Source organism: Microbacterium sp. HM-570 (genome assembly GCF_054165885.1).
This window is the reverse complement of the sequence record NZ_CM135111.1, coordinates 1,855,729-1,879,351: the sequence shown is the minus strand read 5'-3', so window position 1 is coordinate 1,879,351 and position 23,623 is coordinate 1,855,729. Positions and strand designations below refer to the sequence as shown.

Genomic DNA, 23,623 nt, shown 5'->3' with positions numbered 1-23,623 from the left:
TAGGAAGTCCCCCTTCCCCATCGACGAGGAGTACCCCGTGACGACTGAGCCACGCGTGCTGTCCGGTCGATATCGCATCGACGAGATCGTCGGTCGCGGGGGAATGGCATCGGTCTACCGGGGCTATGACCTGACACTCGGTCGCGCGATTGCGATCAAGATGCTCAAGCGCGAGCTGGCCGACGATGCGGCCTTCCGCACGCGATTCCGCCTCGAGGCTCAAGCGGCATCCCGGATGGCGAATCCCACGATCGTGCGCGTTTTCGATGCCGGAGAAGAAACCGAGCGCGACCCGGATGGCTCGACGCATCCGGTCCCGTACATCGTGATGGAACTCGTCGAGGGTGCCCTTCTGAAGGACGTCATCGACGCCGGGCCGGTGCCCGAAGCCGACGCCGTCCGCTATGTCGACGGAATCCTCGAGGCGCTGGAGTACTCGCACCGCGCCGGTGTCGTACACCGCGACATCAAGCCCGGCAACGTGATGATCACCGACCCAGGTCACGTCAAAGTCATGGACTTCGGCATCGCGCGCGCTGTCTCGGATTCGTCGTCCACCGTCGCGGACACGACCGCGATCCTCGGTACGGCGGCGTATTTCTCTCCCGAGCAGGCAAAGGGCGAGGCCGTAGACGGCCGCGCCGACCTGTACTCGACGGGTGTGGTGCTTTTCGAGCTGCTCACCGGTCGCGCTCCTTTCCGGGGCGAGTCCCCGGTCGCCGTGGCCTACCAGCACGTCAGTGAGACACCGGATGCTCCGTCCGAGCTCAACCCCGACGTCTCGCGCGCCCTCGACGCGGTCGTGCTGCGCGCCCTCGCCAAGGATCCCTTCCAGCGCTACCAATCTGCCGAGCAGTTCCGCGCCGCGCTGGCCGCGGCCGTCGGCGGCGCCGCCCCCAGCAAGCGCCAGCTCGGGGCACTCACCACCGAGCTGTACGGTGCGAACCCTCGCCAGGCCGCCGAAACGGCACGCTCGCTGCGTCAGCTGAGCACCGACGAGACCATGGCCCGCACGCAGAGCGGACCGCCCGCGGCGTGGATCTGGACCGGTGTCGCCGTGCTCGCCGTGGTGATCATCTCGCTCTTCTTCTGGATCGTCACGATCCAGCCGCAGTCGGAAGTCCCCTCCACGGCCCGCGTCGTTCCCCCGGTCGTCGGTCAGACGTACGAGGCAGCCAACAGCGCCCTGGCCGAAGCAGACCTCAACGCGGTCCGCCGCGATGAGGCGAGCGACACAGTCAGTGAGGGTTCAGTTGTGCGGACCGTCCCCGCGGCGGGGGTCGGCGTCACCGAGGGCCAGGACGTGACGGTGTACGTCTCCACGGGTGCAGAGACGACGCTCGTACCGCCTCTCGAGGGGTTGTCCGAGGCAGACGCCCGCGCCGCGATCGAAGCAGCCGGGCTCACGGTCGGGCAGATCAGCTCGCGAAGCGTTCCGGGCAAAGCCGAGGGCACAGTCATCTCGTCGTCGCCCGCCGCGGAAGAGAGCGTCATCGTCCGATCCCCCGTCAATCTGGTGACGGCGACCGGACGTGTGCCGATCATCAACTATGTCGGGTTCACCCTGCAGGCGGCGACCGAGAGCATTCAGGGCCCGAGCGTCGGGCTCACCGCAAGTCGGATCGAGGACCCGAGTTGTCCCGCGACCGATCCCGAGACCGTCACACAACAGTCGATTGCGCCGGGCGAAGCGGCGGTCGGTTCAACGATCGCCCTCACCGTCTGCACCGCCCCCGCACCGTAGCGTTCGGCCGGCTGGTCGAACAGACGAGTCGTTAGGCAGATCCGACAAGCGGATGCTTGCCCTCTGCCGCGGCGAGAGCCTCGGGCATGCCCGCCTCGGCGAGCCAGTTCGCGAGCAGGCGGTGGCCACCCTCGGTGAGCACACTCTCGGGGTGGAACTGAACGCCGCGCAGAGGCGCCCCACGATGTTCGAGCGCCATGATGACGCCGCCATCGGTTCGGGCGGTCACGCGGAGTTGTGAGGGGAGTGAATCCTCCGTCACCGCGAGCGAGTGATACCGCGTCGCCGTGAACGGTGCCGTGATGCCCTCGAACAGCCCGGTGCCGTCGTGCACGACGCTCGAGGTCTTGCCGTGCATCAGCTCGGCGGCCGTGGACACGACGCCACCGAAGGCCTCGGCGATGGCCTGATGCCCGAGACAGACACCGAGCAGGGGAATCCGCATCCCTTCGGCGGTGCGGACGATCTCGATGGAGGCGCCGGCCTCGCCTGGTGACCCCGGTCCCGGCGAGAGCAGAACTGCGTCGTGCTCGCCCAAGATCTGCCGACCGGATCCGACCGGGATATCCCGACTCCGCACGACCTCAACCCCCGCGCCGAGCTGGACGAGGTAGTCGGCGAGCGTGAAGACGAAGCTGTCGTCGTTGTCGACGACCAGCACCCGGAAGGTCACTGGACCGTGACCTCTTCGGGTGTGATCCAGACCGCGACGACGGGGAAGACGTAGAAGAACAGGGCGTACACAATCGCCGCGGCAGCCACGAGTAGAATCAGCGTCCGAATCCACCACGGACCCGGCAGTACACGCCAGAGTGCGCCGTACATCAGGACACCACCGCCCCGGGAACACCCTCGGGAGGCCCGTCGGCACGGGGCCGGAAGGATTCGAAAAGGGAGTACGCGATGATGCGCTCGGCGATCGTGTTCTTGGGTGAACAGCTCGTCATGGTCAGGTAACGCCCACCCGCGCCCGTGAGCGTGTTCTGCGGGACAGGAGCCAGCACGTTTACCGCCGAGGGCCGAACGTACTCGAGCGTGCGGAAGCGGTACGTGTACCAGCCGTCCTGGGTCTCGATGATGATCGAATCGCCGACACGCAGCTCGTCGATCGCGTAGAACGGCGCCCCACCGAAACCGGTGCGGTGAGCGGCGACGGCGAAGTTGCCGACCTCGCCCGGCATCTGCGTTCCCGGATAGTGCCCGATTCCGATCGTGTCGAGGGTGCGAGCCCGCGAGACGCCGCCACCGATGCGGGCGGCAAAGTCCGCGCCGAAGCGGGGGACGTACATGATGCCGAACACCTCGCCATCGCCAGGTTCGGGCGCGATCACGGGCGCGATCACGGGTTCGACCGGCGCGGCGGGCGCGGCGGGCGCGGCGGGCTCTTCGGGGGCCGCCGACGCAGACGGATTCGGGTCCGCGATCGGTGGCGAGTCCTGCCATTCCTCGGCGAGTGCTAGCGCATCGGCCCTGTTCTGGGCCGATGCGATCTGATCGCCGATCCACATCTGCCACCCCACGAACAGCAACACGAAGACGCCGGCCGTCAGAAGCAATTCGCCGGCGACTCCGATGACGGAGATTTTTCGCCCGCGGCGGGCGCGACTTCGCCGCGTGTCCGAAGCTTCGGGGCTCATCGCCGCCTCCGGGCGCGTCGGCTCATCAGCTGCTCGCTGTTCCCCCGGTTCGCGCATATCCACGCGCCGATCTTAGGCCACCGTGCTGTGTGCGGGCTCCCCGCTAGAATGGCTGTCATGTCCCGATCTGACGACGTCGACCCCGGCGCGCCCCGTCGCGACGTCGACGCCCCCAATCCCGTTTGGTTCCTGCCGGTCATGATCGGCTTCATGCTCCTAGGCCTCGCCTGGGTTCTCGTCTTCTACCTGAGCAACGGCACGCTGCCCGTTCCGGGTATCGGCGCATGGAACCTGACCATCGGCTTCGGCATCGCTCTCATCGGTTTTTTGATGACGACGCGTTGGCGCTGAGAGCACTACTTACACGCGTGTAATTCTCCACACCTGTGCAGAACCCTGTGGACAACGGCTCTCAGCCGATGATCGCGGGCACCGCGCAGAGCGCCAAGAGCACCGCGGCGAGCCCGGCGAGCAGTCCGTACTGCAACCCGCGCTGATCGGCACGACGGGTCCGTGCGAAGATCAGTCCCGCGAGCGCTCCGGCGGCTAGCCCGCCGACGTGCGCCTGCCACGAGATCGAAAAGCCCGGCAAGAACCCGACTACCAGGTTGATGCCGACGATGATCAGGATGCCGGTGATGTTGGCGCCGATGTGTCGGCCGATCACGAGCAGCGCTCCGAGCAATCCAAACACGGCGCCCGACGCTCCGATCACGGACGTGAAAGGCGCGAGCAGTGCGACCGCGACCGAACCCGCCAGACCCGACAGCAGGTAGAGCAGCAGGAATCGGATGTGGCCGAGCAGTGGCTCAAGGCTTCGGCCGATCATCCAGACGGCCAACATATTGAGCCCGACGTGCCAGAGCCCGGAGTGAGCCAGCATGTCGGTGAACACTCTCCACGGCTGGAAGAATCCGAGTGAAGGATCGAGGTAGGCGCTGTTGAATAGGAACAGGCCCGTCAGGTCGAGGCCGGGGATGTAGTCGAGCACGAACAGAGCGACAGTCACCCCGACGATCCAGTACGTCACCAATGGACGACCGCTGATCGCGCGCACAGAGGCGCGCGCACGTCGGACTGCCGGCGGCGTATTCGCGCGCTGCTCTTTCATGCATTCGGGGCAGATGACCCCGACCGCTCCCTGTGTCTGGCACTCGGGGCAGATGGTGCGCAAACAGCGCTGACAGAGCACGTAGCTCCGGCGATCGGGATGCCGGTAGCAGAAGTCCTCGGGATTACGTGCCCCGTCAGCGCTCACGCGAGTGCGTCAGACCGTGACGATGTCGACCGACTGCAGCACGACGGGCTCGATCGGCCGGTCGCCGCCCGCGGTGGGAACGGCGCCGATGGCGTCGACCACGGCGCGCGAGGCGTCTTCCGCGACCTCACCGAAGATCGTGTGCTTGCCCTGCAGCCACGGGGTCGGGTCGGTCGTGATGAAGAACTGCGAGCCGTTCGTGCCTTCGGCCTTGCCCGTGATTGCGTTGCGGCGCAGCCCGGCGTTCGCCATCGCCAGGATGTACGGCGCGTTGAAGTTCAGCTCGGGGCTGATCTCGTCGTCGAAGTTGTAGCCCGGTCCTCCGGTACCCATCCCGAGCGGGTCGCCGCCCTGGATCATGAAACCGGGGATGATGCGGTGGAAGACCACATCCGTGTAGAGGGCGCCTTCGCCGGGCTTGCCCGTGGCGGGGTCGGTCCATTCGCCGGTTCCGTCGGAGAGCCCGATGAAGTTGCGAACCGTGCGGGGAGCGTGGTCACCGTAAAGGTTGACGACAATGTCGCCGTGGTTGGTGTGGAGTGTGGCGACAGCGGTGTGATGCGGCATTGATCCATTCTGGCATAGGAGTTTGCCGCGAACTCTGGCCTGACCGGCTCACCGTGGCAAGATGGGGAGGGGCGCATCGTCGTCCCCCGACGAATAAGGAGGCAGCCGTGAGCCTGAGTCGTAAGCGCAAGAAAGAGCTCCGCAAGCTGCAGGATTCCGCCAACAAGGTGTGGCAGACGCAGCAGGTACTCGTAGGAGAGGCCGCGGGCATCGCCCGCGAAGCCGGCCGTCAGCTCGGCCACTACTCACGCGAGCAGGTCGGCCCCGCCGTCCAGTCGACGTACGAACACCGCGTCGCCCCCATCGTCGACAAGAGCGCGAAGGTCAGTCGCGACGTCCTCGAGCACCGGGTCGTCCCGGCCGTCGGCGGCGTCGTTGGTGGGGCCCTCTCGGTCTGGGACGCGGCCAACGACACCCGATCCCGCCTGGCGAGCGGTCGCGGGTTCGCCCTCCCGGACGCCCGCAGCTTCGGCAAGAAGGCAGATTCGTACAGCAAGAAGGCCACCAAGGCCATGTCGAAGAAGCTGGCCGTGCTCGAGCCCAAGAAGCCCGGCATGAGCACCGGCAGTGTTATCGCGGTCGTTCTCGGCGTGATTGCCGCCGCCGGTGTGCTGTACGCCGCGTGGCAGACGCTGCGTGCCGACGACGAGCTCTGGGTTGCTGACGACCCCCTTCGCTCCCCCGATGAGTGACCCGGATGCCGCCACCGCACGTGTGCGCTCGGCGGCATCCGATCTGGGTCTCGATATCGAGATCCGTGAGCGACCGGAAGCGGGCAGCCTCGATGAGGCTGCCCGCTTGCTCGGCATTGAGCCACGAAACATCGTCAAGACCCTCGTCGTGAAACGCAGCGACGACACCTACCTCTTCGCCTTGATCCCCGGGGATCGGCAGATCGCGTGGGCGAAGCTGCGCGGCGTCGTGGGTGTGAACAAGCTACAAATGCCCGATCCAGAACGGGCACTCGCTGCGACCGGATATGAACGCGGGACGATCGTTCCCCTCGGGAGCTCGACCGCTTGGCCCGTGTACGCCGACGACACGATCTCGGGGCGTGTGGCACTCGGAGCCGGCGCTCACGGCTACAGCGTTTTTGCCGACTCGGACGCGCTTTTCGCTGCGCTCGGGGCTACGGTGGCCGACATTTCACAGCCGATCGGCTGATGCAGCAGGCGGAGAATGCCACACGCTCCACGTCGGACACATTACTTCCGATCGGAAACAGTGCAGACTGCAGTTCAGTACCCTGAATGGACGGATAGTCACGTCAATGTCGGTCCTGCCCAGTAAGTTAGCCGTACTGGTTTGGCCAGGATCTCATCCCCAAAGGTGGACACGCTCTAGACGTTACGCCTCACGAGATCTTTGGCCCGTACTCTCAAGTAACGAAGGGGATCACGCATGTCCGAACTCACGATGGTCGACCTTTTCGCTGGGGCCGGAGGGCTCTCGGAGGGTCTGAGCGAAGCAGGTTTTCATACACTGTATGCGAACGAGTTGATCCCTACTTATGCTGCGACGTTTGCCCTCAATCATCCTGAAGCGACAGTGGACAGCCGCGACATCCGCGCCGTCGACGCGGGCCGGATCCGCAAATCGCTCGGCCTGAAAAAGGGGGAGCTCGACCTGATGGCAGGTGGACCGCCGTGCCAAGGTTTTTCCATCAACGCACCCACTCGCTCTACTGATGATCGTCGAAACCATCTGTTCAAGGAGTACTTGAGGTTTGTCGAAGAGTTCGAACCCCGGGCCGTCCTGATCGAGAACGTTCCCGGCCTTGTTTCATTCGAAGGCGGCGCTACGCTCGCGGCTATTCTCGAATCACTCAAAGACCTGGGCTACCAAGCGGACGTTCAGATACTGTACGCGCCGCACTACGGAGTCCCGCAGATGAGGTGGCGCACTGTCGTTCTTGCGCTGCGCGACGGAACCGAGGCGATCACTGCATTCCCCGACCCGGTTCGGCACGCGCCCATGCGGGTCAACTTCACATCTCGCTTCGATGGGCGCAACATCGTCGCACTTGCGAAATCAGTCGAGTTGCCCTCTTTCACTTCGGTTCGACAGGCTATCGACGATCTGCCGGTGCTGTCGAACGGCGAAGCGGGCGAAGCGATCAAGCCGTACCGGACGGACGCAACCAACGACTACCAGCGAGCGCTGCGCGGAGGAAGCGATGGAGTCCACAATCACGAAGCGGCGAGGCTGACGAGGATCAATCTGGATCGACTCGCGCACATCCCACAGGGGGGCAACTGGACGGATATTCCGTTCGAGCTGCTGCCGAAGGGGATGAAGGACGCACGCCGTTCTGACCACACCAAACGCTACGGGCGAGTTCACCCCGATGGGCTCGCATCGACCATTCTTACGAAATGCGACCCGCACTGGGGGGCGTATTTCCACTATGAGCAAGACCGTGCGTTCACTGTGCGCGAGGCCGCTCGTATCCAGTCATTTCCCGACACCTATCGCTTCACCGGATCTCGAGTAGACCAGTACGAGCAGGTGGGGAATGCGGTGCCGCCGCTCTTGGCCGTGGCGGTCGGGCAGTCTGTGTCGGCAGCACTCGGCGTGAATCGCGCAGAACTACACCGGGCGGTGTGATTTGGCTGGAACGGTCTACGAAATATTTGGTTATCGCGCCGGAGACCGTTCAGCCGAGGCCGCCGCCGCCGCACACCGTCTTCATTGTCCTTTCCTTGGCGAGCGTTGCGAGAAAACTCTCAGCGACGGACTCGTTTCCGGTGCATGTTCCATTAAGCCAGTCACCTCCGCCCCTGTTATCTGCTGCCCAATCCGTCTGTACGCGGATGACTACAGGATCCTTCGGGACGTAGCCGACCGCGCGTTTACCCCCGGTCTCCCACTGAGTCCCGGTCGGAAGGCGGTCTCGGATGCGCGGGAGGCAGGCCAGGCAACCGTGGCTGTGTTTGGAAAGCGGTGGGGTGGGGAGCTCCGCCTACCGCAGAAGGACGGGATTAATTCGTACTTCGTTGATTGGATCCTTGCTCTACTGGATGGAGAGGGAACCCTCGTTGAGTTCGTCGCGATCGAGGTCCAGACGATCGACACCACCGGTAACTATCGGGCTAGCCGCGCGGCTTTGCTCACCGACGAGCGGGACATCGCCCAGTCGTCGGTCGGGCTCAACTGGGAGAACGTCAACAAGCGGATCCTTCCGCAGCTGATCTACAAGGGGCAGATTCTCCAGCGCGAGGAACTCTGCCGTAAGGGCTTGTTCTTCGTATGCCCGACCCCGGTGTACGACCGCATCATGCGCCGGCTGGGCGGCGCAGACGGCCTGGTGCGCTACGCGCTTCAGCCTGCGTCAATCACCTTCCTGGCCTACGACCTGGACATATTCGTGCCCGTCAACGACGGAACGCCGCTGCCACTCAAGCCTGACAGGGAGCGCTCGACCACGGTCTACAAGGTTCAGGAGGCTTTCAACAACGTGACCTTGCCTGACGAAAACGTCTACATGACGGCGATCGAGACTGCACTCGATTCTGGCTCTTCGACGATACTTCCGTTCGTCTAACGCAACGCGGAACTCAGATCATCGATCCACGTCAGACCTTGTCGAAATGAAAGAAATCTGAGGCGCTGACTCGCTGCCAACTATGTGGAGCCTAGGAGAATCGAACTCCTGACATCCTGCTTGCAAAGCAGGCGCTCTACCAACTGAGCTAAGGCCCCGCGGGACGGATTGGTGGGGCTACCAGGACTTGAACCTGGGACCTCTTCATTATCAGTGAAGCGCTCTAACCGCCTGAGCTATAGCCCCGCAACCTCCAAGACTTTACCCGACCCACGCGCTTGGCGCGAATCGCGGGTGGCATTGTCGTTTGCGTGTCGAAGCGATTGACTGAGGCCATGACAGATGAGGCAGCCGGTCACGTCGGCGAAGCACACGCGGGCGGTATCGGCCAGCGCCTCAATTGGCTGCGTGCCGGAGTCCTCGGCGCCAATGACGGCATCATCTCGGTCGCCTCGCTCGTGGTGGGTGTCGCCGGTGCCACAACCGATTCATCCGCTCTCCTCGTCGCCGGAATCGCGGGCCTCGTCGGTGGAGCGATCTCGATGGCGCTCGGCGAGTACGTCTCGGTGAGCAGTCAGCGAGACAGTGAGCGGGCGCTGATCGCAAAAGAATCGGCCGAGCTGCGCGACATGCCGGAGGAGGAGTTCGAAGAACTCGTGGGGCTCTATCGTTCGCGGGGGATCACGGATCAGACTGCCCGGCAAGTGGCGCGAGAACTGACCAACCACGATGCCCTCGCGGCGCACCTGGAGATCGAACTACACCTCGATCAGGACGACCTCGTGAGCCCGTGGCAGGCCGCACTGTCGTCCGCGGTCGCCTTCACCGTAGGAGCATTGCTCCCGCTTCTGGCGATTCTGCTGCCACCCGTCGGCTGGCGCGTGCCGGTGACGTTTGCGGCCGTCCTCGTCGCCCTCGTCGTAACGGGCTGGATATCTGCCGCCCTGGGCGGGTCCAAGCGCGGCAGAGCGATCGTGCGACTCGTCGTCGGTGGATCGCTTGCCCTCGCGGTGACCTGGCTGATCGGATCCTTGCTGGGAACGACGGGAGCCGTCTGAATCAGTTCGAGGTGAATCCGACGAGCAAGCCACCCGTGATCTTGACCGCGAGGTTGTAGATACCCGCGACCACCGCGCCCAGCACCGTGACGACGATCAGGTTGAGGATCGCAACCACGGCGGCGAAAGCCATGACCTGCGGCAGACCTACGAGATCGGAGATCCCGACGCCGTTCTCGGAGAAGCTCTGGAAGAACTCATCGAACTGTCCGATCAGGCCCGTCGTCTGCACGACCATGAAGATCAGGAAGAACGACACCACGGTCACGATGGCGATCGCGACCGCAGCGAGGAACGACAGCTTCACGGCAGACCAGAAGTCGATGTAGACGAGTCGCAGACGGACCTGTTTGGAGCTTCCCTGTCGGCTCGACTTCTTGGCCAGCTTGTCGGCAACGGTGCTCATGCGTCAGAACTCTCTTCCGTGGGCGTAACGGGTGTCGACTCCGCGATATCGGTGGGGATGGGTTCGACCGGCTGCTCCACGTCGACGCTCCTCTCCCCGTTACGGGCGATCGCGATGATCCGGTCGTCGTCGCCAGGACGCGCGAACACGACTCCCATCGTGTTGCGACCCTTGGCAGGCACCTCGGCCACGGAGGAGCGTACCACCTTGCCGCTGGCAAGAACCACCAAGACCTCGTCATCCTCGCCGACGATCAAGCCGCCCGCGAGCACACCCCGATCGTCGCTCAACTTGGCTACCTTGATGCCGAGTCCGCCGCGTGATTGACCGCGATATTCGGCGACCGCGGTGCGCTTGGCATAGCCCCCGTCGGTCACGACGAAGACGTAGTGACCGGCAGCTCCGCCGTTCTGCGGGGCGACACTCGCCGACAACAGACTGTCGTCCCCGCGGAACGACATGCCCTTGACCCCGGCGGTCGAGCGGCCCATGGGTCGCAGTGCATCGTCATCCGCGGTGAATCGCAATGACATGCCGTGACGCGAGATGAGCAAAATGTCGTCGTCCGCCTCGACCAACAGGGCGCTCTCGAGCTCGTCTCCCTCGCGCAGGCTGATCGCGATGATGCCACCCTGGCGGTTCGTGTCGTACTCGGTCAGACGCGTCTTCTTCACCAGCCCACCGCGCGTGGCCAGCACCAGGTGGGTCGCGACGCTGTAGTCGCGGATGTCGAGCACCTGCGCGATTTCTTCGCCCGGCTGCAGCGCCAACAGGTTGGCGACGTGCTGACCCTTTGCGTCGCGTCCGGCCTCGGGGAGCTCGTACGCTTTGGCCCGATACACGCGGCCGCGGTTCGTGAAGAACAGCAGCCAGTGGTGGGTCGTGGTGACGAAGAAGTGCTCGACGACATCGTCTGCGCGCAACTGCGCACCCTTGACACCCTTGCCACCGCGATGCTGCGCGCGATAGTTGTCGCTGCGCGTGCGCTTGATGTATCCGTCGCGCGTGACGGTGACCACCATCTCCTCTTCGGGGATGAGGTCTTCCATCGACATATCGCCATCGAAGCCCATCAGGATTTCGGTGCGACGGTCGTCGCCGTGCTTCGCGACGATCTCCGTGAGTTCATCGCGGACGATCGTGCGCTGACGCACGGGGCTGGCCAGGATGTCCTGGAAGTCGACGATCTGCGCGGTGATCTTCTCGGCCTCGTCGATGATCGCTTGGCGCTCGAGCGCGGCGAGGCGTCGCAGCTGAAGCTCGAGGATCGCACGAGCCTGCAGATCGTCGATGTCGAGGAGTTTCTGCAGCCCCACACGCGCGTCGTCGGCCGATGGCGAACGACGGATGAGTGCGATGACCTCGTCGAGCGCGTCGAGCGCCTTGAGGTACGCGCGCAGGATATGCATGCGCTCTTCGGCCTTGCGCAGGCGATAGGTCGTGCGGCGGACGATGACCTCGATCTGGTGCGAGATCCAGAGCGAGACGAACGCGTCGAGCGAGAGCGTGCGCGGCACGCCGTCGACGATCGCGAGCATGTTCGCGCCGAAGTTCTCCTGCAGCTGCGTGTGCTTGTAGAGGTTGTTCAGCACGACCTTCGCGACCGCGTCGCGCTTGAGCACGATGACGAGACGCTGACCGGTGCGGCCAGAGGTCTCGTCGCGGATGTCGGCGATGCCTGAGATCTTGCCGTCGCGGGCCAGGTCGCGGATCTTGATCGCCAGGTTGTCGGGGTTCACCTGGTACGGCAGCTCGGTGATGACCAGGCACGTACGGCCCTGGATCTCTTCGACCGAGACGACGGCGCGCATCGTGATCGACCCGCGTCCTGTGCGGTACGCCTCGTGGATGCCTCGGACACCCAGAATCTGCGCGCCGGTCGGGAAGTCGGGTCCGTGTACCCGCTGAATCAGGGCTTCGAGCAGCTCTTCGCGCGACGCATCCGGATTCTCGAGCGACCACAGCACACCATCGGCGACCTCACGGAGGTTGTGTGGCGGGATGTTGGTCGCCATGCCGACCGCGATGCCCACGGAACCGTTGACCAGCAGGTTCGGGAAGCGCGCGGGCAGAACCGTCGGTTCTTGCGTGCGACCGTCGTAATTATCGGTGAAGTCGACGGTCTCTTCTTCGATGTCGCGCACCATCTCGAGCGCGAGCGTCGCCATCTTGGTCTCGGTGTACCGAGGGGCGGCCGCACCCATGTTGCCGGGCGAGCCGAAGTTGCCCTGACCGTCGGCGAGCGGGTAGCGCAGCGACCACGGCTGGACGAGACGCACGAGCGCATCGTAGATCGGCGAGTCACCGTGCGGGTGGTACTGGCCCATGACCTCGCCCACGACGCGGGCGCACTTCGAGAAGCCCTTGTCGGGACGGAAGCCGCCGTCGTACATGCCGTAGATCACACGACGGTGCACGGGCTTTAGTCCATCGCGCACGTCGGGCAACGCACGCCCGACGATGACGGCCATCGCGTAGTCGAGATAGCTGCGCTGCATCTCGGACTGCAGGTCGACCTGGTCGATTCGTCCGTGATCGTGCGCGGGCGTGGCGTCGGGGCGGTCTTCGTCAGTCATGGCGTCTTCTCTTCGTGTGCGTCAGGTTCGTCGGGATCCGGTGTCGGACCTAGATGTCGAGGAAACGGACATCCTTAGCGTTCCGCTGAATGAACGTGCGCCGGGATTCGACGTCCTCGCCCATCAGGGTCGAGAAGATCTCGTCGGCGGCCGCGGCATCCTCGATCGTCACCTGCAGGAGCGTGCGGGTCTGGGGGTCCATCGTGGTCTCCCAGAGCTCCTTGTCATTCATCTCACCGAGACCCTTGTAGCGCTGGATCGCGTTGTCCTTCGGGATCCGCTTGCCCGCGGCAAGGCCGGCGGTCAGCAACGCGTCACGTTCACGGTCGCTGTAGACGTACTCGTGCGCCGAGTTCGACCACTTCAGGCGATACAACGGCGGCTGCGCGAGATAGACGTAACCCGCCTCGATGAGTCCACGCATGTAGCGGAACAACAGGGTCAGCAGCAGCGTCGTGATGTGCTGACCGTCCACATCGGCATCGGCCATCAAAACGACCTTGTGATACCGGGACTTGCCGATGTCGAACTCTTCGCCGATACCCGTGCCGAAGGCCTGGATCATCGCCTGGATCTCGTTATTGCCGAGAGCACGGTCGATACGCGCGCGTTCGACGTTCAGGATCTTTCCCCGGAGCGCGAGGATCGCCTGCGTGTGCGGGTCGCGTCCCTGGACGGCGGAACCGCCGGCTGAGTCACCCTCCACCAGGAAGATCTCGCTGATCGAGGGATCCTTGCTCGTGCAATCCTTCAGCTTGTCGGGCATCGAGGCCGACTCGAACACGCTCTTGCGTCGCGCGGTCTCGCGGGCCTTGCGAGCGGCAAGTCGCGCGGTGGCGGCGTCGATCGCCTTGCGGATGATGTTCTTCGCCTGCGTCGGGTTGCGGTCGAACCAATCGCCGAGCTGGTCGCCGACGACCTTCTGGACGAATGCCTTCGCCTCGGTGTTACCGAGCTTGGTCTTCGTCTGACCCTCGAACTGCGGCTCGGAGAGCTTGACCGAGATGACGGCGGTGAGACCCTCGCGGACGTCATCGCCCGACAGGTTCTCGTCCTTCTCCTTGAGAAGGTTGTTCGCTCGGGCGTACTTGTTCACGAGCGTTGTCAGAGCGGCGCGGAAACCCTCTTCGTGCGTACCGCCCTCATGCGTGTTGATGGTGTTCGCATAGGTGAAGACGTTCTCGGTGTAGCTCGTCGTCCACTGCATCGCCATCTCCATGGCGATCTTCTTATCCGGGGCCTCGGACTCGAAGTCGATGATGACATCGTTGACCGCTTCGGCCTTGCGCGCCCTGTTGAGGTACTCGACGTAGTCGACGAGGCCGCGCTCGTAGAGGAAGCTATCGGTCGGCTGCTGCAGAACCAGCTGTCCCTCGACCTCTTCGTCGTATGCCTTTTCGGGACGCTCGTCGTGCAGGTCGATACGCAGGCCCTTGTTCAGGAACGCCATCTGCTGGAACCGGGTGCGGAGAGTGTCGTAATCGAAGTCGACCGTCTCGAAAATGGTCTCGTCCGGCCAGAACGTGATCGTCGTTCCTGTTTCGGAGCTCTCTTCCGCGCGTTCGAGTGGAGCCTTGGGCACGCCACCCCCGCCATAGGACTGCCGCCAGACATAGCCCTGACGGCGAACTTCAACCTCGAGGCGCGACGAAAGCGCGTTGACGACGGACGATCCGACACCGTGCAGACCGCCGGACACCGCGTATCCGCCTCCGCCGAACTTGCCACCCGCGTGCAGAACGGTCAGGACGACCTCGACGGTCGACTTTCCTTCGGTGCGGTGGATATCGACGGGGATGCCTCGACCGTTGTCGATCACGCGGACCGCACCGTCGGGCAGGATCGTGACGTCGATCGTGTCGCAGTAACCGGCCAATGCCTCGTCGACGGAGTTGTCGACGATCTCGTACACCAGGTGATGCAGACCTCGAGGACCCGTCGAACCGATATACATGCCGGGGCGCTTGCGTACCGCTTCGAGCCCTTCGAGGACCTGAATCTCGTCCGCGCCGTACGCGTGAGGTTCGGGGGCGGTGTTGCTGCCGGATTGAGCGCCATCGAATGAGTCAGAAGTCATAGAGAAGAAGCGCTCCAAATAGGGAAAGTCGTCGGTTCCAGTCTATCGGAGCGAGGACCGATATTTCGCATCACACGCCTCTCTCCGGGGAGGAAATCACCTACGGCACCCCAAATGCTCATTCAGCCGTAGGTATCGCGAGGACCGCGCCCTGGAATAGTCCTGGGGCCCCATTTCCACGAGGGAACGTCCGGCCCCACAAAGCGGACCGCTGTGATACCCGCGTCGGGGTGCTCGCGGATGATGCGCGTGAGGATGTCGGCGCGCAGACTCGAGAGCTGCCGTGCCCATGCCGTCGAATCACACTGAACCGTCATGATTCCGCCCTCGAGCGAGACAGGGCGAGCGTGTTCCGCGGTCTGAGAACCGGCGACATCCGCCCAGCGACGCAGCACGTCCTCGCTCGCCAGGTGCGTATTCCACCCGGCCTCGCGGGTGAGGTCGGCCATGACATCCCCGAGACCGTGCGGATCGCGTCCCGGCGCGAACGGGACGTTCTCGCCCTCGGCATCCCGGAACCTGCGACGCTTCCGCGACCGAGGCGCCGCGATCCCTCGCAGCCGCAGATACGTCGCGACCGTCAGTGAAGGAGCATCGACCGTCTCCTCCGCCACTGCGGGAGATTCGTCCTCAGACACCGGGTGCCTCGTCCGGCTTACCGGAGGGCTCGGGAACGATGCGCCCGTTCTCGATCCGGACCGTCCGTCGTCGAAGGGCCTCGGGGACGTCCTCCCACACCGCCGCTGTCACGATGACCTGTTCGAACTGAGCCGTGAGGTCCGACAGTCGGGCGCGCCGCTGAGCATCGAGCTCTGCAAAAACGTCATCGAGGATCAGCACAGGATCTCCGCTGCGCGACTCGGCGCGCAGGAGCTGTGCCGATGCAAGCCGCAGGGCGAGCGCGACCGACCACGACTCCCCGTGCGACGCGTAACCCTTGACCGGCAGACCGCGGATACTCAGACGGAGGTCGTCGCGATGCGGCCCCACCAGCGTGAGCCCTCGCTCCAACTCAGCGGTGCGTTTCTGGGCCAACGCCTCGCGGAAGAGTTCCGCTGTTGCCCCGATCGGCGCCGCGCTTCCGGCTTCGTCGCCGTCTTCGGGGTCCGCGCCGCGGACCGACAGAGCCCACTCGAGCTCCGGGTGGTGATCTTCGCCGGCAATTGCGGCATAGGCCGCCTCGATCGGTGCCGCGAGTTCGTTCGCAAGAACCTGACGCGCGTCGATGATCTCCGAGCCGAGCGCGACGAGCTTGTCATCCCAGACCTCCAGGGTCGAGAGCGCGTCCCCACGGATGCCTCGGGCCCGCGCGGACTTCAGGAGAGCCCCCCGCTGCCGCAGGACCCGGTCGTAGTCCGAAAGGACCCCGGCCATCCTCGGGGAACGCTGCACGAGCAGTTGGTCCGCGAATCGGCGTCGGGCCGAAGGATCTCCGCGCACGATGCCCAAGTCTTCCGGGGCGAAGACGACGACCTGCGCATAGCGCGGAAGTTCGGCCGGGCGAACATCGACGCCGTTCACCCGCGCTCGATTGCGTCCGGTCCGATTCAGCTGAGCCTCGAGCTGGACGCTGCGCTCGGCGTGCGCGACACGGATCCGCAAAATGGCGGATTCTGCGCCCGCTCGAACGAGTGCCTGGTCGCCCGAGACGCGGTGCGAACCCAGGGTGGCGACGTAAGCGATCGCCTCGGCAAGGTTGGTCTTGCCCTGTCCGTTCCGACCGACGAACAAATTGGGTCCCGCGACCAGTGCAACATCCGCGCTCGCGTAGTTGCGGAAATCGACCAGGCTGACGTGCTCGACGATCACGTCAGCGCAGCAGCAGATTCGGTTGCAGGAGGTACTTGAAGGTGTCGGCTCCCGCTTTGTCGACCGACGTCTGACTTGTGATCAGCACCGGGCTCAACTTGTTGGCGTTATCGGACGACGTGAACGTGATGCGGACGAACTCACTGCGTACCGCCGTCAGCGCCTCGAGAAGGTACTGCGGGTTGAGACCGAGAACGACATCTTCACCGTCGAGGTGCGCGTCGACCGACTCGGATGCCCGCGCCTGATCGCCACCCGAAGCATCCATCGTCACGCCTTCCGACGAGAACGTGAACCGGAGAGGAGCAGAACGGTCGAGCACGATCTGCATGCGCCGCACGGCTTCCATGAGTTCGCCCGTGTTGACCACGGCGTGGTGCGCATTTTGGTCCGGGAAGAGCCGACGAACGGGCGGGAAGTTCCCCTTGATGAGCAGAGAGGTGACAGTACGGTCACCCGACGAGAACGCGATGATCTCGCGATCCCCCGAGCCCGAGAAGGCGATGCGGATGTCGCCGCCATGCGCAAAGGTCTTGCCCACTTCCTGCAGGGTGCGTGCCGGAACGAGCGCGGACGCCTCGCCTTCCAGCGCTGCAGCACCATCCCACGGGATTTCACGCAATGCGACGCGGTATCGGTCGGTCGCGACGAGGCTCAGTGTCGTTCCCGAGACTTCGAGCTGCACACCCGTCAGCACCGGAGTCACATCATCACGTGAGGCGGCGAATGCGACCTGAGCGATGGCGGTCGCGAAGTCCTCGGCCGGTACAAGTCCCGGCTCGGCGGTAACTTCGGGAATCGCGGGGTACTCCTGGACCGGCATGCCGGGAAGGGTGAAGCGTGCCGAACCACAACTCAGGACGATTCCGCCGTCTTCGTCGACGACGACCTGGATCGGTGCGCTGGGGAGGCGGTTCGCGATCTCCGACAGCAGACGACCGTGAACGAGGATCGTGCCCGGACTGTCGACGGTCGCCTCGATGACCGTGCGCGCGGAGGCCTCGTAGTCGAACGCGGACAGGGAGAGACCCTCAGGACCGGCCTCGATCAGGACTCCGGCCAGGATCGGCTGAGGGTTGCGCTGCGGGAGCAGCTTCACGACGAAAGAGACCGCGTCGCTGAAGACATCGCGATTCACGTGGAACTTCACGGTCACTCCTTTGTCCTGTGGAGGTTTGTCCTGTGGAGGTTTGTCCTGTGGAGGTTTTGTCGTCCCAGGTCTGGGCTTACCCATGCTAGTGCCGGGTCATCGATGTCGTGAGTCGTCGTTCGTTCCACAGCCTGCGCCGTAAAGGTGAGGGGAATCGATCTCTCAGAAGAAGAAGTAGTTGATGGTGTTAACGCCTGTGGATCATGTGGATAACTCGGGCGTTGCCTGTCGAGAGTACGGAACTACACGCGTGTGAGTTGTGGACGAGCTGCGGATGCCCGGGTTTACGCGGGAGCGGTGCTTGCTCGTCTTTCACGGACTCTCCACAGGCGAACGCCAAGAGTGCACAAACTGGACGTATTCCGAGAGGCTTATCCACAGGTTATCCACACTGTGAAAACGGCATCTTGGCCGGTCGGATCGTGGTGTGTCAAGCGCGAACTTCGGCATATATGGCAGCACGAAGCGTGACCGACGAGGCATCCGTCGGTCACATCGCGTGTCTCAGCGGCCGGCGCGACCGATGATCGTCGTGATCTCGGTGACCTGGTTGTACAGCGAGCGACGTTCCTTCATCAGGTCGCTGATCTTCTTGTAGGCGTACATGACCGTGGTGTGGTCACGGTTGCCGAAGAGCTGGCCGATCTTGGGTAGCGAGAGGCTCGTCCGCTCGCGGCACAGATACATCGCGATCTGCCGGGCGGTTGCGACTGCTTGCGAGCGGCTCGAGCCGTACAGGTCGTCGACGGAAAGCTTGAAGTACTGCGCGGTCGCCGTGATGATGTCCGTCGGCGAGACGACGTTCGCGTCGTCCTGGTCGACGATGTCGCGCAGAACGGTCTGAGCCAGTTGCACGTCGAGGGAGGAGCGGTTCAGGTTGGCGAATGCCGAGACGCGGATGAGCGCGCCCTCGAGTTCTCGGATGTTGCTCGACACCTTCGTGGCGATGTACTCGAGGACGTCGTCTGGCACTTGCAGGCGCTCACTCTGAGCCTTCTTACGCAGGATGGCTTCGCGCGTTTCCAGGTCGGGTGCCTGCACGTCAGTGATGAGACCCCACTCGAACCGGCTGCGCATCCGGTCTTCGAACCCGGTGAGGTGCTTCGGCGGCAGGTCACTGGTGATGACGACCTGTTTGTCGTGGTCGTGCAGCGTGTTGAACGTGTGGAAGAAGGCTTCCTGGGTCTCGGCTCGGCCCTGCAAGAACTGGATGTCATCGATGAGCAGGATGTCGACGTCGCGGTATCGGGCCTGGAATGCCGAACCTCGGTTGTTGGCGATCGAGTTGATGAAGTCGTTCGTGAATTCTTCGCTCGAGACATAGCGAACACGAATGCCCGTATAGAGGTTGAGGGCGTAGTCGCCGATCGCGTGCAAGAGGTGGGTCTTACCGAGGCCGGACTCCCCATAGATGAAGAGCGGGTTGTAAGCCTTCGCCGGTGCTTCGGCGACGGCGACGGCGGCCGCGTGGGCGAATCGGTTGGACTGTCCGATCACGAAATTGTCGAAGGTGTACTTGGGGTTCAGACGAGTGTCGTTGCGCGAGGCGGAAGCGGGAGTCTCGGGCGGGGCGTCGACGTAGGACCGTAACCCTGACTGAACCGGGGCGGGGGCCGGTGCGTCCGGTGTGGTCTGTGCGGCGGGGCTGGAGCGGGGAACGACGTGGGCCTCGGCGAGATCGGGGTTCACGACAACCCGGAATGTCACGGCGCCGGATGGGTGATCGATACGAGAGAGCGCCTCGAGGATGGAGGGGCGCATCCTCTTACTGAACTGCGCGGCCGTCAGATCATTGGGAACGTCGAGGTACAACGTTCCCGCCATGACTCCCTGGGGGACGGCGAGGCTCAAGAAACCATAGAGCTGTGGGGTGATCCGGTCGTCCTCTGTGAGGGAGTCGAGCACGGCCGCCCAGATCGAGATGTCTGGAACATCGTGCTGTGACATGGGTCCCCCGGGATTCGCGGCTATCTGTCAGCAACCTTGTTCGGGGGCGAAAGTGCCATCTCCGAACCTGTGGATAACTGTCGCGCCCACGCTAGCCAGGCGGTGCGGCGGAGCAAAATCCACTGTAGGACCTGGCGGCGTGTCGGTGCCACGTCCGAGTTCGACGGGTAGGGATAATGCCCCGCGATCGCGCCCGGTTTGTGACCTGCTCCCGAAGGACGTATTCTTACCAGGTTGACTTGTGCCCTTGCGGCATCCTTCTTCCGCCTAGCATCGTCTCCGGTCGCCTCGTCCCGGCGACTCGTCTCCCGGAGTGACTCTTATGACCAAGCGTACTTTCCAGCCCAACAACCGTCGTCGCGCCAAGAAGCATGGCTTCCGCGCTCGTATGCGTACCCGTGCGGGACGTGCCATCCTTTCGGCGCGTCGCACCAAGGGTCGCACCACCGTCTCGGCCTGACCCGTCCCGGTGCTCTCCCGAGCGAATCGTCTCACCCGCGGTGTCGAATATCGATCCGTCGTCCGTCGGGGCACTCGCTGCGCCGGGGCACACACGGTGACGCACGTCATGGCGCGATCAGATGACGACGTGCGCTTTGGGTTCATTGTTTCCAAGGCCGTCGGTAATGCGGTCGTGCGGAACACGGTGCGCCGTCGATTGAAGGCCGTGTGCCATGAAGCTCTCGCTGAGCTCGATCCCGGTCGGGACGTCGTGATCCGTGCTTTGAATCCCTCGGCCGGTGCTGATTTCGCGACGTTGCGAGCTGAAGTACTGCGTTGCCTGCGACGAGGTCGGGCATGAGTGCCCCATTACCTACGGCGATGACCGGTAATGGTCATCTCGATGTGGCTCACGGTTGGCGCGCCACCTGTCTGGTCCCTCGTAATGCCGCGATTGCCGCACTGATCGCGTATCGCGCGACGATTTCTCCGATTTACGGGGATGTCTGTAAGTACTACCCCACGTGCTCGGCCTATGCCGTCGGTGCCATCCAGCAGTACGGCGTCGTCCGTGGTTCGGTCATGGCCGCCACTCGATTGGCACGATGCCACCCGTGGGCGCAAGGTGGCATCGATGATGTCCGCCCGCGCACTGACTTCCGGGACGCGCTGACCCTCCACGGGTTCGTCGTCCCGTCGCCCCGAAGAAAGGACTGATCCGTGCCGGATCTCATCGGAATCGTCCTCTGGCCACTCAAATGGGTGGTCGAGCTGATCCTCGTCGCATGGCATTGGGTGTGGACCTCTCTGGGGTTCGGCGCTGCGGATGGCATCACCTGGGTGCTGTCGATCGTCGGGCTGGTGATCGTTGTCCGAGCAGCCTTGATCCCCCTCTTCGTGAGGCAGATCAAGAGCCAGCGAAAGATGATGGAAATCGCTCCTGAACTGCGAAAAGTTCAAGAGAAGTACAAGGGCAAGCGAGATCAGCTGTCCCGCGAGGCGATGAGTCGCGAGACCATGGCCCTGTACAAGAAACATGGCACGACACCGGTCTCGAGCTGTCTTCCGCTCCTGGTTCAGATGCCGATCTTCTTCTCGCTCTATTCCGTGCTGTCGTCCATCGGCACGCATGTGGACGAGGGTGTCGGTGGCGTGGGTGTTCTGACCTCCGAGCTGACCCAGCAGTTCTTCGACGCGAAACTGTTCGGCGTCGCTTCCCTTCACGACACTCTCGCCGGTGCGTGGGAGACACGTCCGGAGGGCTGGGAAGCCACCGTCGGAATCCTGGTCGTTCTCGTGATCCTCATGATCGCGTCGCAGTTCTTCACGCAGCTGCAGATCATCTCGAAGAACCTGTCGCCCGAGGCCAAGTCGGGCCAGGCGTATCAGATGCAGAAGATCATGCTCTACATCCTTCCCCTGGCGTTCATCTTCTCGGGTGTCTTCTTCCCGCTCGGTGTTGTCATCTACTGGTTCACGAGCAACATCTGGACCATGGTTCAGCAGTTCATCGTCATCCGCGAGATGCCCACACCCGGGTCCGATGCGGCCAAGGCGCGGGAAGAGCGCTTGGCTCGCAAGGGCAAGGCAATCAACTCCGAGGGCAAGATCGTCTCGATGGAGCGCTACGTCGAGGAGCAGGCTCGCCTGCTGGCCGAGGCGGAAAAGAAGAAGGCCGTGGCCCCCAAGCGCCAACAGCCGGTGGGTAAGCAGCGTGCAAAGAAGCAGACGCGCCCGGGTACGCCGGGCACGGCATCCACTCCCCCGGCGCCGTCCGCTTCCCATGCGGCACCGGCTTCCGCCGGGGCAACGGTGGGTGGATCACCCACCGGCTCGGCGTCCGAAAATGCGAATGTGGCGGACGAGTCCTCGTCGCTGACGCCGCCCCCGGTAGGAGGACAGGCCGGTTCTTCCGCGAAGAACGCCAAACAGAACCCCAAGAAGCGCCGTTGACGGCGCGAGGAGCTCACGACATGACGACTACATCTGACGCACAGATTCCCCAGGAATCCGCTCCCGAAGAGCCGGCTTCGCTTGCCCATCTCGAGCAGGAGGGCGATGTGGCGGCCGATTACATCGAGGAGCTGCTCGACATCGCGGACATCGACGGCGACATCGAGCTCGATGTCCGCGCAGGTCGCGCATATGTCTCCGTGGAAGCACCGGAGGGCGGCACCACTCTGTCGGTGCTGTCCGACCCCGAGACCGTCCGTTCCCTTCAGGAACTGACCCGCTTGGCCGTGCAGAACAAGACGGGTCGCTTCTCCCGTCTCATCCTGGATGTCGGCGGGTCGCGCGACACACGTCAGGGCGAGCTCGAGCAGTTGGTGAGTCGCGCCATTGAGCGCCTCGAGGAGGGTGCCGGACAGGCATCCCTCCCGCCGATGTCGAGCTATGAGCGGAAGCTCATTCACGACATCGTGGCTGATCGTGGTTTCGTCTCCGAGTCGTATGGCGAAGGAGCCGACCGGCACACCGTCATCCGTCGTTCCTGATCCGTTTCACGTGAAACGGTGAGTGACGTAGAAGCTGAGCCGACGGCCGCCACTGAGATATTCGGCGATCGCATGGAACTTGCTCGTTTGTTCGCGGCGCAGCTCGCAGAGCACGGTGAGCAGCGCGGACTCATTGGTCCGCTCGAGCCGCCACGCCTGTGGTCACGACACATCCTGAACAGTGCGGTCATCGGCGGCGCGTTTGACGCTGAGACTCGAGTCGCAGACATCGGGTCGGGTGCGGGGCTACCGGGAATCGTTTTGGCGATCGCTCGGCCGGATGTCGCGTGGACTCTGATCGAGCCCATGGAGCGTCGCGTGGCGTGGCTCGACGAGCAGGTCGAGCTGTTGGGACTTGAGAATGTCGACGTGGTGCGGGCGCGCGCCGAGGACTTTCCCGCGAAGGCCGGCTTCGACGCGGTGACGGCGCGAGCGGTGTCCGCGCTACGGACGCTGATTCCTCTCACCGCTCCCCTGGTCGCTTCGGGTGGCCAGCTTGTGTTGATGAAGGGCGCCTCGGTCCGGTCGGAGATCTCCGCCGCTGAGAAGCAGATCCGACGCTTTCGCATCAGTGAGCCGCGCGTCGAGTTGTGGGGTGAGGGTCTCCTGGACCAGCCGACCACGGTTTTCCGCGCGAGGGTGGGCTCTGCCGCGCATTAGTGGCCTGTGACGTTTCACGTGAAACACGACGTCGCGGGTGTCGCGATCGGAGCCACTCGCCCCGGTGGTGGCGTTTCATGCGCTGCGCTTGCGCGACGAACATGCGTGTGGCAGATCCGATGACGGGGGCGGCGTTTCACGTGAAACGGAGCGGCGGCAACATTCTGTTTCGCACCGCTCGACCCGTGCAAGCTGTGTCGGTCACCGCTGGTGGCGCAGGGGGTCGTACGCCCGATTCGATCCGATCCCATCCG

At 64.0% G+C, this 23,623-nt stretch carries 24 protein-coding genes, 2 tRNA genes and 1 pseudogene; 13 read left to right on the top strand and 14 right to left on the bottom strand.

Annotation, left to right across the window (positions count from 1 at the left end; all coding sequences use genetic code 11):
* Positions 1-37 precede the first annotated feature (37 nt).
* Complete coding sequence (gene pknB / locus ACT9TC_RS08910; protein ID WP_458040176.1) at positions 38-1,744, top strand: Stk1 family PASTA domain-containing Ser/Thr kinase; 1,707 nt, start codon at positions 38-40, stop codon at positions 1,742-1,744.
* 31 nt (positions 1,745-1,775) lie between these two features.
* On the opposite strand, the gene ACT9TC_RS08905 is transcribed toward pknB, so the two are convergent.
* The 3 genes from ACT9TC_RS08905 to ACT9TC_RS08895 are packed head-to-tail and all read right to left on the bottom strand — an operon-like array spanning position 1,776 to position 3,438.
* Positions 1,776-2,417, bottom strand: a complete 642-nt coding sequence (locus ACT9TC_RS08905) for an anthranilate synthase component II (protein ID WP_458040175.1) — start codon at positions 2,415-2,417, stop codon at positions 1,776-1,778.
* On the bottom strand, positions 2,414-2,569 hold the full coding sequence (locus ACT9TC_RS08900; RefSeq protein WP_036296682.1) for a hypothetical protein: 156 nt from the start codon (positions 2,567-2,569) through the stop codon (positions 2,414-2,416). The genes ACT9TC_RS08905 and ACT9TC_RS08900 overlap by 4 nt, the downstream gene beginning before the upstream one ends.
* On the bottom strand, positions 2,569-3,438 hold the full coding sequence (locus ACT9TC_RS08895) for a class E sortase (RefSeq protein ID WP_458042904.1): 870 nt from the start codon (positions 3,436-3,438) through the stop codon (positions 2,569-2,571). The genes ACT9TC_RS08900 and ACT9TC_RS08895 overlap by 1 nt, the downstream gene beginning before the upstream one ends.
* A gap of 60 nt (positions 3,439-3,498) precedes the next feature.
* Between ACT9TC_RS08895 and ACT9TC_RS08890 the strand changes: the two genes are divergently transcribed.
* Positions 3,499-3,732: a cell division protein CrgA gene (locus tag ACT9TC_RS08890; protein WP_458040174.1), complete on the top strand. Its 234-nt coding sequence runs from the start codon at positions 3,499-3,501 to the stop codon at positions 3,730-3,732.
* Positions 3,733-3,793: 61 nt separating this feature from the next.
* Here the strand turns inward: ACT9TC_RS08890 and ACT9TC_RS08885 are convergent, their stop codons facing one another.
* Positions 3,794-4,390 carry a rhomboid family intramembrane serine protease gene (locus ACT9TC_RS08885; protein WP_458040173.1) on the bottom strand — a complete coding sequence of 199 codons (597 nt, stop codon included), beginning with the start codon at positions 4,388-4,390 and terminating at the stop codon, positions 3,794-3,796.
* Positions 4,391-4,648: 258 nt separating this feature from the next.
* Complete coding sequence (locus ACT9TC_RS08880) at positions 4,649-5,206, bottom strand: peptidylprolyl isomerase (RefSeq protein ID WP_458040172.1); 558 nt, start codon at positions 5,204-5,206, stop codon at positions 4,649-4,651.
* 107 nt (positions 5,207-5,313) lie between these two features.
* On the opposite strand from ACT9TC_RS08880, the gene ACT9TC_RS08875 reads away from it, so the two are divergent.
* The 4 genes from ACT9TC_RS08875 (at position 5,314) to ACT9TC_RS08860 (ending at position 8,750) form a co-directional block, all read left to right on the top strand.
* Complete coding sequence (locus tag ACT9TC_RS08875) at positions 5,314-5,898, top strand: DNA helicase (protein ID WP_458040171.1); 585 nt, start codon at positions 5,314-5,316, stop codon at positions 5,896-5,898.
* The gene (locus ACT9TC_RS08870) at positions 5,891-6,370 is read left to right on the top strand and encodes an aminoacyl-tRNA deacylase (protein ID WP_458040170.1); all 480 of its coding nucleotides are present in this window, start codon (positions 5,891-5,893) and stop codon (positions 6,368-6,370) included. Before ACT9TC_RS08875 ends, ACT9TC_RS08870 begins: the two co-directional genes overlap by 8 nt.
* Before the next feature lie 237 nt (positions 6,371-6,607).
* A complete protein-coding gene (locus ACT9TC_RS08865; protein ID WP_458040169.1) occupies positions 6,608-7,813 on the top strand; it encodes a DNA cytosine methyltransferase in 1,206 nt (401 codons plus the stop codon).
* 1 nt (position 7,814) lies between these two features.
* On the top strand, positions 7,815-8,750 hold the full coding sequence (locus tag ACT9TC_RS08860) for a NotI family restriction endonuclease (protein WP_458040168.1): 936 nt from the start codon (positions 7,815-7,817) through the stop codon (positions 8,748-8,750).
* An 85-nt stretch (positions 8,751-8,835) separates the two neighbouring features.
* On the opposite strand, the gene ACT9TC_RS08855 is transcribed toward ACT9TC_RS08860, so the two are convergent.
* A tRNA-Ala gene (locus ACT9TC_RS08855) sits at positions 8,836-8,908 on the bottom strand.
* A gap of 11 nt (positions 8,909-8,919) precedes the next feature.
* Positions 8,920-8,996 (bottom strand) — tRNA-Ile (locus ACT9TC_RS08850).
* An 89-nt stretch (positions 8,997-9,085) separates the two neighbouring features.
* Here ACT9TC_RS08850 and ACT9TC_RS08845 point away from each other — a divergent pair.
* Positions 9,086-9,808: a VIT1/CCC1 transporter family protein gene (locus ACT9TC_RS08845; RefSeq protein ID WP_458040167.1), complete on the top strand. Its 723-nt coding sequence runs from the start codon at positions 9,086-9,088 to the stop codon at positions 9,806-9,808.
* A gap of 1 nt (position 9,809) precedes the next feature.
* Here the strand turns inward: ACT9TC_RS08845 and ACT9TC_RS08840 are convergent, their stop codons facing one another.
* The 7 genes from ACT9TC_RS08840 to dnaA form a co-directional block, all read right to left on the bottom strand.
* Complete coding sequence (locus tag ACT9TC_RS08840) at positions 9,810-10,214, bottom strand: DUF3566 domain-containing protein (RefSeq protein ID WP_458040166.1); 405 nt, start codon at positions 10,212-10,214, stop codon at positions 9,810-9,812.
* Positions 10,211-12,790 (bottom strand): DNA gyrase subunit A, encoded by a 2,580-nt coding sequence (gyrA, locus tag ACT9TC_RS08835; protein WP_458040165.1) that lies wholly within the window; start codon positions 12,788-12,790, stop codon positions 10,211-10,213. Before gyrA ends, ACT9TC_RS08840 begins: the two co-directional genes overlap by 4 nt.
* A gap of 49 nt (positions 12,791-12,839) precedes the next feature.
* A complete protein-coding gene (gyrB, locus tag ACT9TC_RS08830; RefSeq protein ID WP_458040164.1) occupies positions 12,840-14,867 on the bottom strand; it encodes a DNA topoisomerase (ATP-hydrolyzing) subunit B in 2,028 nt (675 codons plus the stop codon).
* Positions 14,868-14,989: 122 nt separating this feature from the next.
* Positions 14,990-15,481, bottom strand: a complete 492-nt coding sequence (locus tag ACT9TC_RS08825) for a DUF721 domain-containing protein (protein ID WP_458040163.1) — start codon at positions 15,479-15,481, stop codon at positions 14,990-14,992.
* A 16-nt stretch (positions 15,482-15,497) separates the two neighbouring features.
* On the bottom strand, positions 15,498-16,676 hold the full coding sequence (gene recF, locus ACT9TC_RS08820; RefSeq protein ID WP_458040162.1) for a DNA replication/repair protein RecF: 1,179 nt from the start codon (positions 16,674-16,676) through the stop codon (positions 15,498-15,500).
* A gap of 1 nt (position 16,677) precedes the next feature.
* Positions 16,678-17,826, bottom strand: a complete 1,149-nt coding sequence (dnaN, locus tag ACT9TC_RS08815; protein WP_458040161.1) for a DNA polymerase III subunit beta — start codon at positions 17,824-17,826, stop codon at positions 16,678-16,680.
* A 504-nt stretch (positions 17,827-18,330) separates the two neighbouring features.
* The gene (gene dnaA / locus ACT9TC_RS08810) at positions 18,331-19,773 is read right to left on the bottom strand and encodes a chromosomal replication initiator protein DnaA (protein WP_458040160.1); all 1,443 of its coding nucleotides are present in this window, start codon (positions 19,771-19,773) and stop codon (positions 18,331-18,333) included.
* A gap of 322 nt (positions 19,774-20,095) precedes the next feature.
* Here dnaA and rpmH point away from each other — a divergent pair, with 322 nt between their 5' ends.
* From rpmH to rsmG, 6 genes and pseudogenes are all read left to right on the top strand, one after another.
* The gene (gene rpmH / locus ACT9TC_RS08805; RefSeq protein ID WP_081766188.1) at positions 20,096-20,233 is read left to right on the top strand and encodes a 50S ribosomal protein L34; all 138 of its coding nucleotides are present in this window, start codon (positions 20,096-20,098) and stop codon (positions 20,231-20,233) included.
* 9 nt (positions 20,234-20,242) lie between these two features.
* Positions 20,243-20,575 carry a ribonuclease P protein component gene (gene rnpA, locus ACT9TC_RS08800; RefSeq protein WP_458040159.1) on the top strand — a complete coding sequence of 111 codons (333 nt, stop codon included), beginning with the start codon at positions 20,243-20,245 and terminating at the stop codon, positions 20,573-20,575.
* Between the two features lie 20 nt (positions 20,576-20,595).
* Entirely contained in the window at positions 20,596-20,931 is a 336-nt protein-coding gene (yidD, locus tag ACT9TC_RS08795) for a membrane protein insertion efficiency factor YidD (RefSeq protein WP_458040158.1), read from the top strand.
* 3 nt (positions 20,932-20,934) lie between these two features.
* A pseudogene (gene yidC / locus ACT9TC_RS08790) lies at positions 20,935-21,942 on the top strand (membrane protein insertase YidC); the annotation flags it as partial.
* A 245-nt stretch (positions 21,943-22,187) separates the two neighbouring features.
* Entirely contained in the window at positions 22,188-22,709 is a 522-nt protein-coding gene (locus ACT9TC_RS08785; protein WP_458040157.1) for a Jag family protein, read from the top strand.
* An 18-nt stretch (positions 22,710-22,727) separates the two neighbouring features.
* Complete coding sequence (rsmG, locus tag ACT9TC_RS08780) at positions 22,728-23,369, top strand: 16S rRNA (guanine(527)-N(7))-methyltransferase RsmG (RefSeq protein WP_458040156.1); 642 nt, start codon at positions 22,728-22,730, stop codon at positions 23,367-23,369.
* The last annotated feature ends 254 nt before the right edge of the window (positions 23,370-23,623 follow it).

Excerpts from the sequence above, each read along its gene's own strand:
- ACT9TC_RS08900 (WP_036296682.1), bottom strand. The coding sequence starts at position 2,569 with ATGTACGGCGCACTCTGGCGTGTACTGCCGGGTCCGTGGTGGATTCGG.
- ACT9TC_RS08895 (WP_458042904.1), bottom strand. The coding sequence starts at position 3,438 with ATGCGCGAACCGGGGGAACAGCGAGCAGCTGATGAGCCGACGCGCCCG.
- ACT9TC_RS08890 (WP_458040174.1), top strand. The coding sequence starts at position 3,499 with ATGTCCCGATCTGACGACGTCGACCCCGGCGCGCCCCGTCGCGACGTC.
- ACT9TC_RS08880 (WP_458040172.1), bottom strand. The coding sequence starts at position 5,206 with ATGCCGCATCACACCGCTGTCGCCACACTCCACACCAACCACGGCGAC.
- ACT9TC_RS08870 (WP_458040170.1), top strand. The coding sequence starts at position 5,891 with ATGAGTGACCCGGATGCCGCCACCGCACGTGTGCGCTCGGCGGCATCC.
- ACT9TC_RS08865 (WP_458040169.1), top strand. The coding sequence starts at position 6,608 with ATGTCCGAACTCACGATGGTCGACCTTTTCGCTGGGGCCGGAGGGCTC.
- ACT9TC_RS08845 (WP_458040167.1), top strand. The coding sequence starts at position 9,086 with ATGACAGATGAGGCAGCCGGTCACGTCGGCGAAGCACACGCGGGCGGT.
- ACT9TC_RS08840 (WP_458040166.1), bottom strand. The coding sequence starts at position 10,214 with ATGAGCACCGTTGCCGACAAGCTGGCCAAGAAGTCGAGCCGACAGGGA.
- gyrA (WP_458040165.1), bottom strand. The coding sequence starts at position 12,790 with ATGACTGACGAAGACCGCCCCGACGCCACGCCCGCGCACGATCACGGA.
- gyrB (WP_458040164.1), bottom strand. The coding sequence starts at position 14,867 with ATGACTTCTGACTCATTCGATGGCGCTCAATCCGGCAGCAACACCGCC.
- dnaA (WP_458040160.1), bottom strand. The coding sequence starts at position 19,773 with ATGTCACAGCACGATGTTCCAGACATCTCGATCTGGGCGGCCGTGCTC.
- rpmH (WP_081766188.1), top strand. The coding sequence starts at position 20,096 with ATGACCAAGCGTACTTTCCAGCCCAACAACCGTCGTCGCGCCAAGAAG.
- yidD (WP_458040158.1), top strand. The coding sequence starts at position 20,596 with ATGACCGGTAATGGTCATCTCGATGTGGCTCACGGTTGGCGCGCCACC.
- ACT9TC_RS08785 (WP_458040157.1), top strand. The coding sequence starts at position 22,188 with ATGACGACTACATCTGACGCACAGATTCCCCAGGAATCCGCTCCCGAA.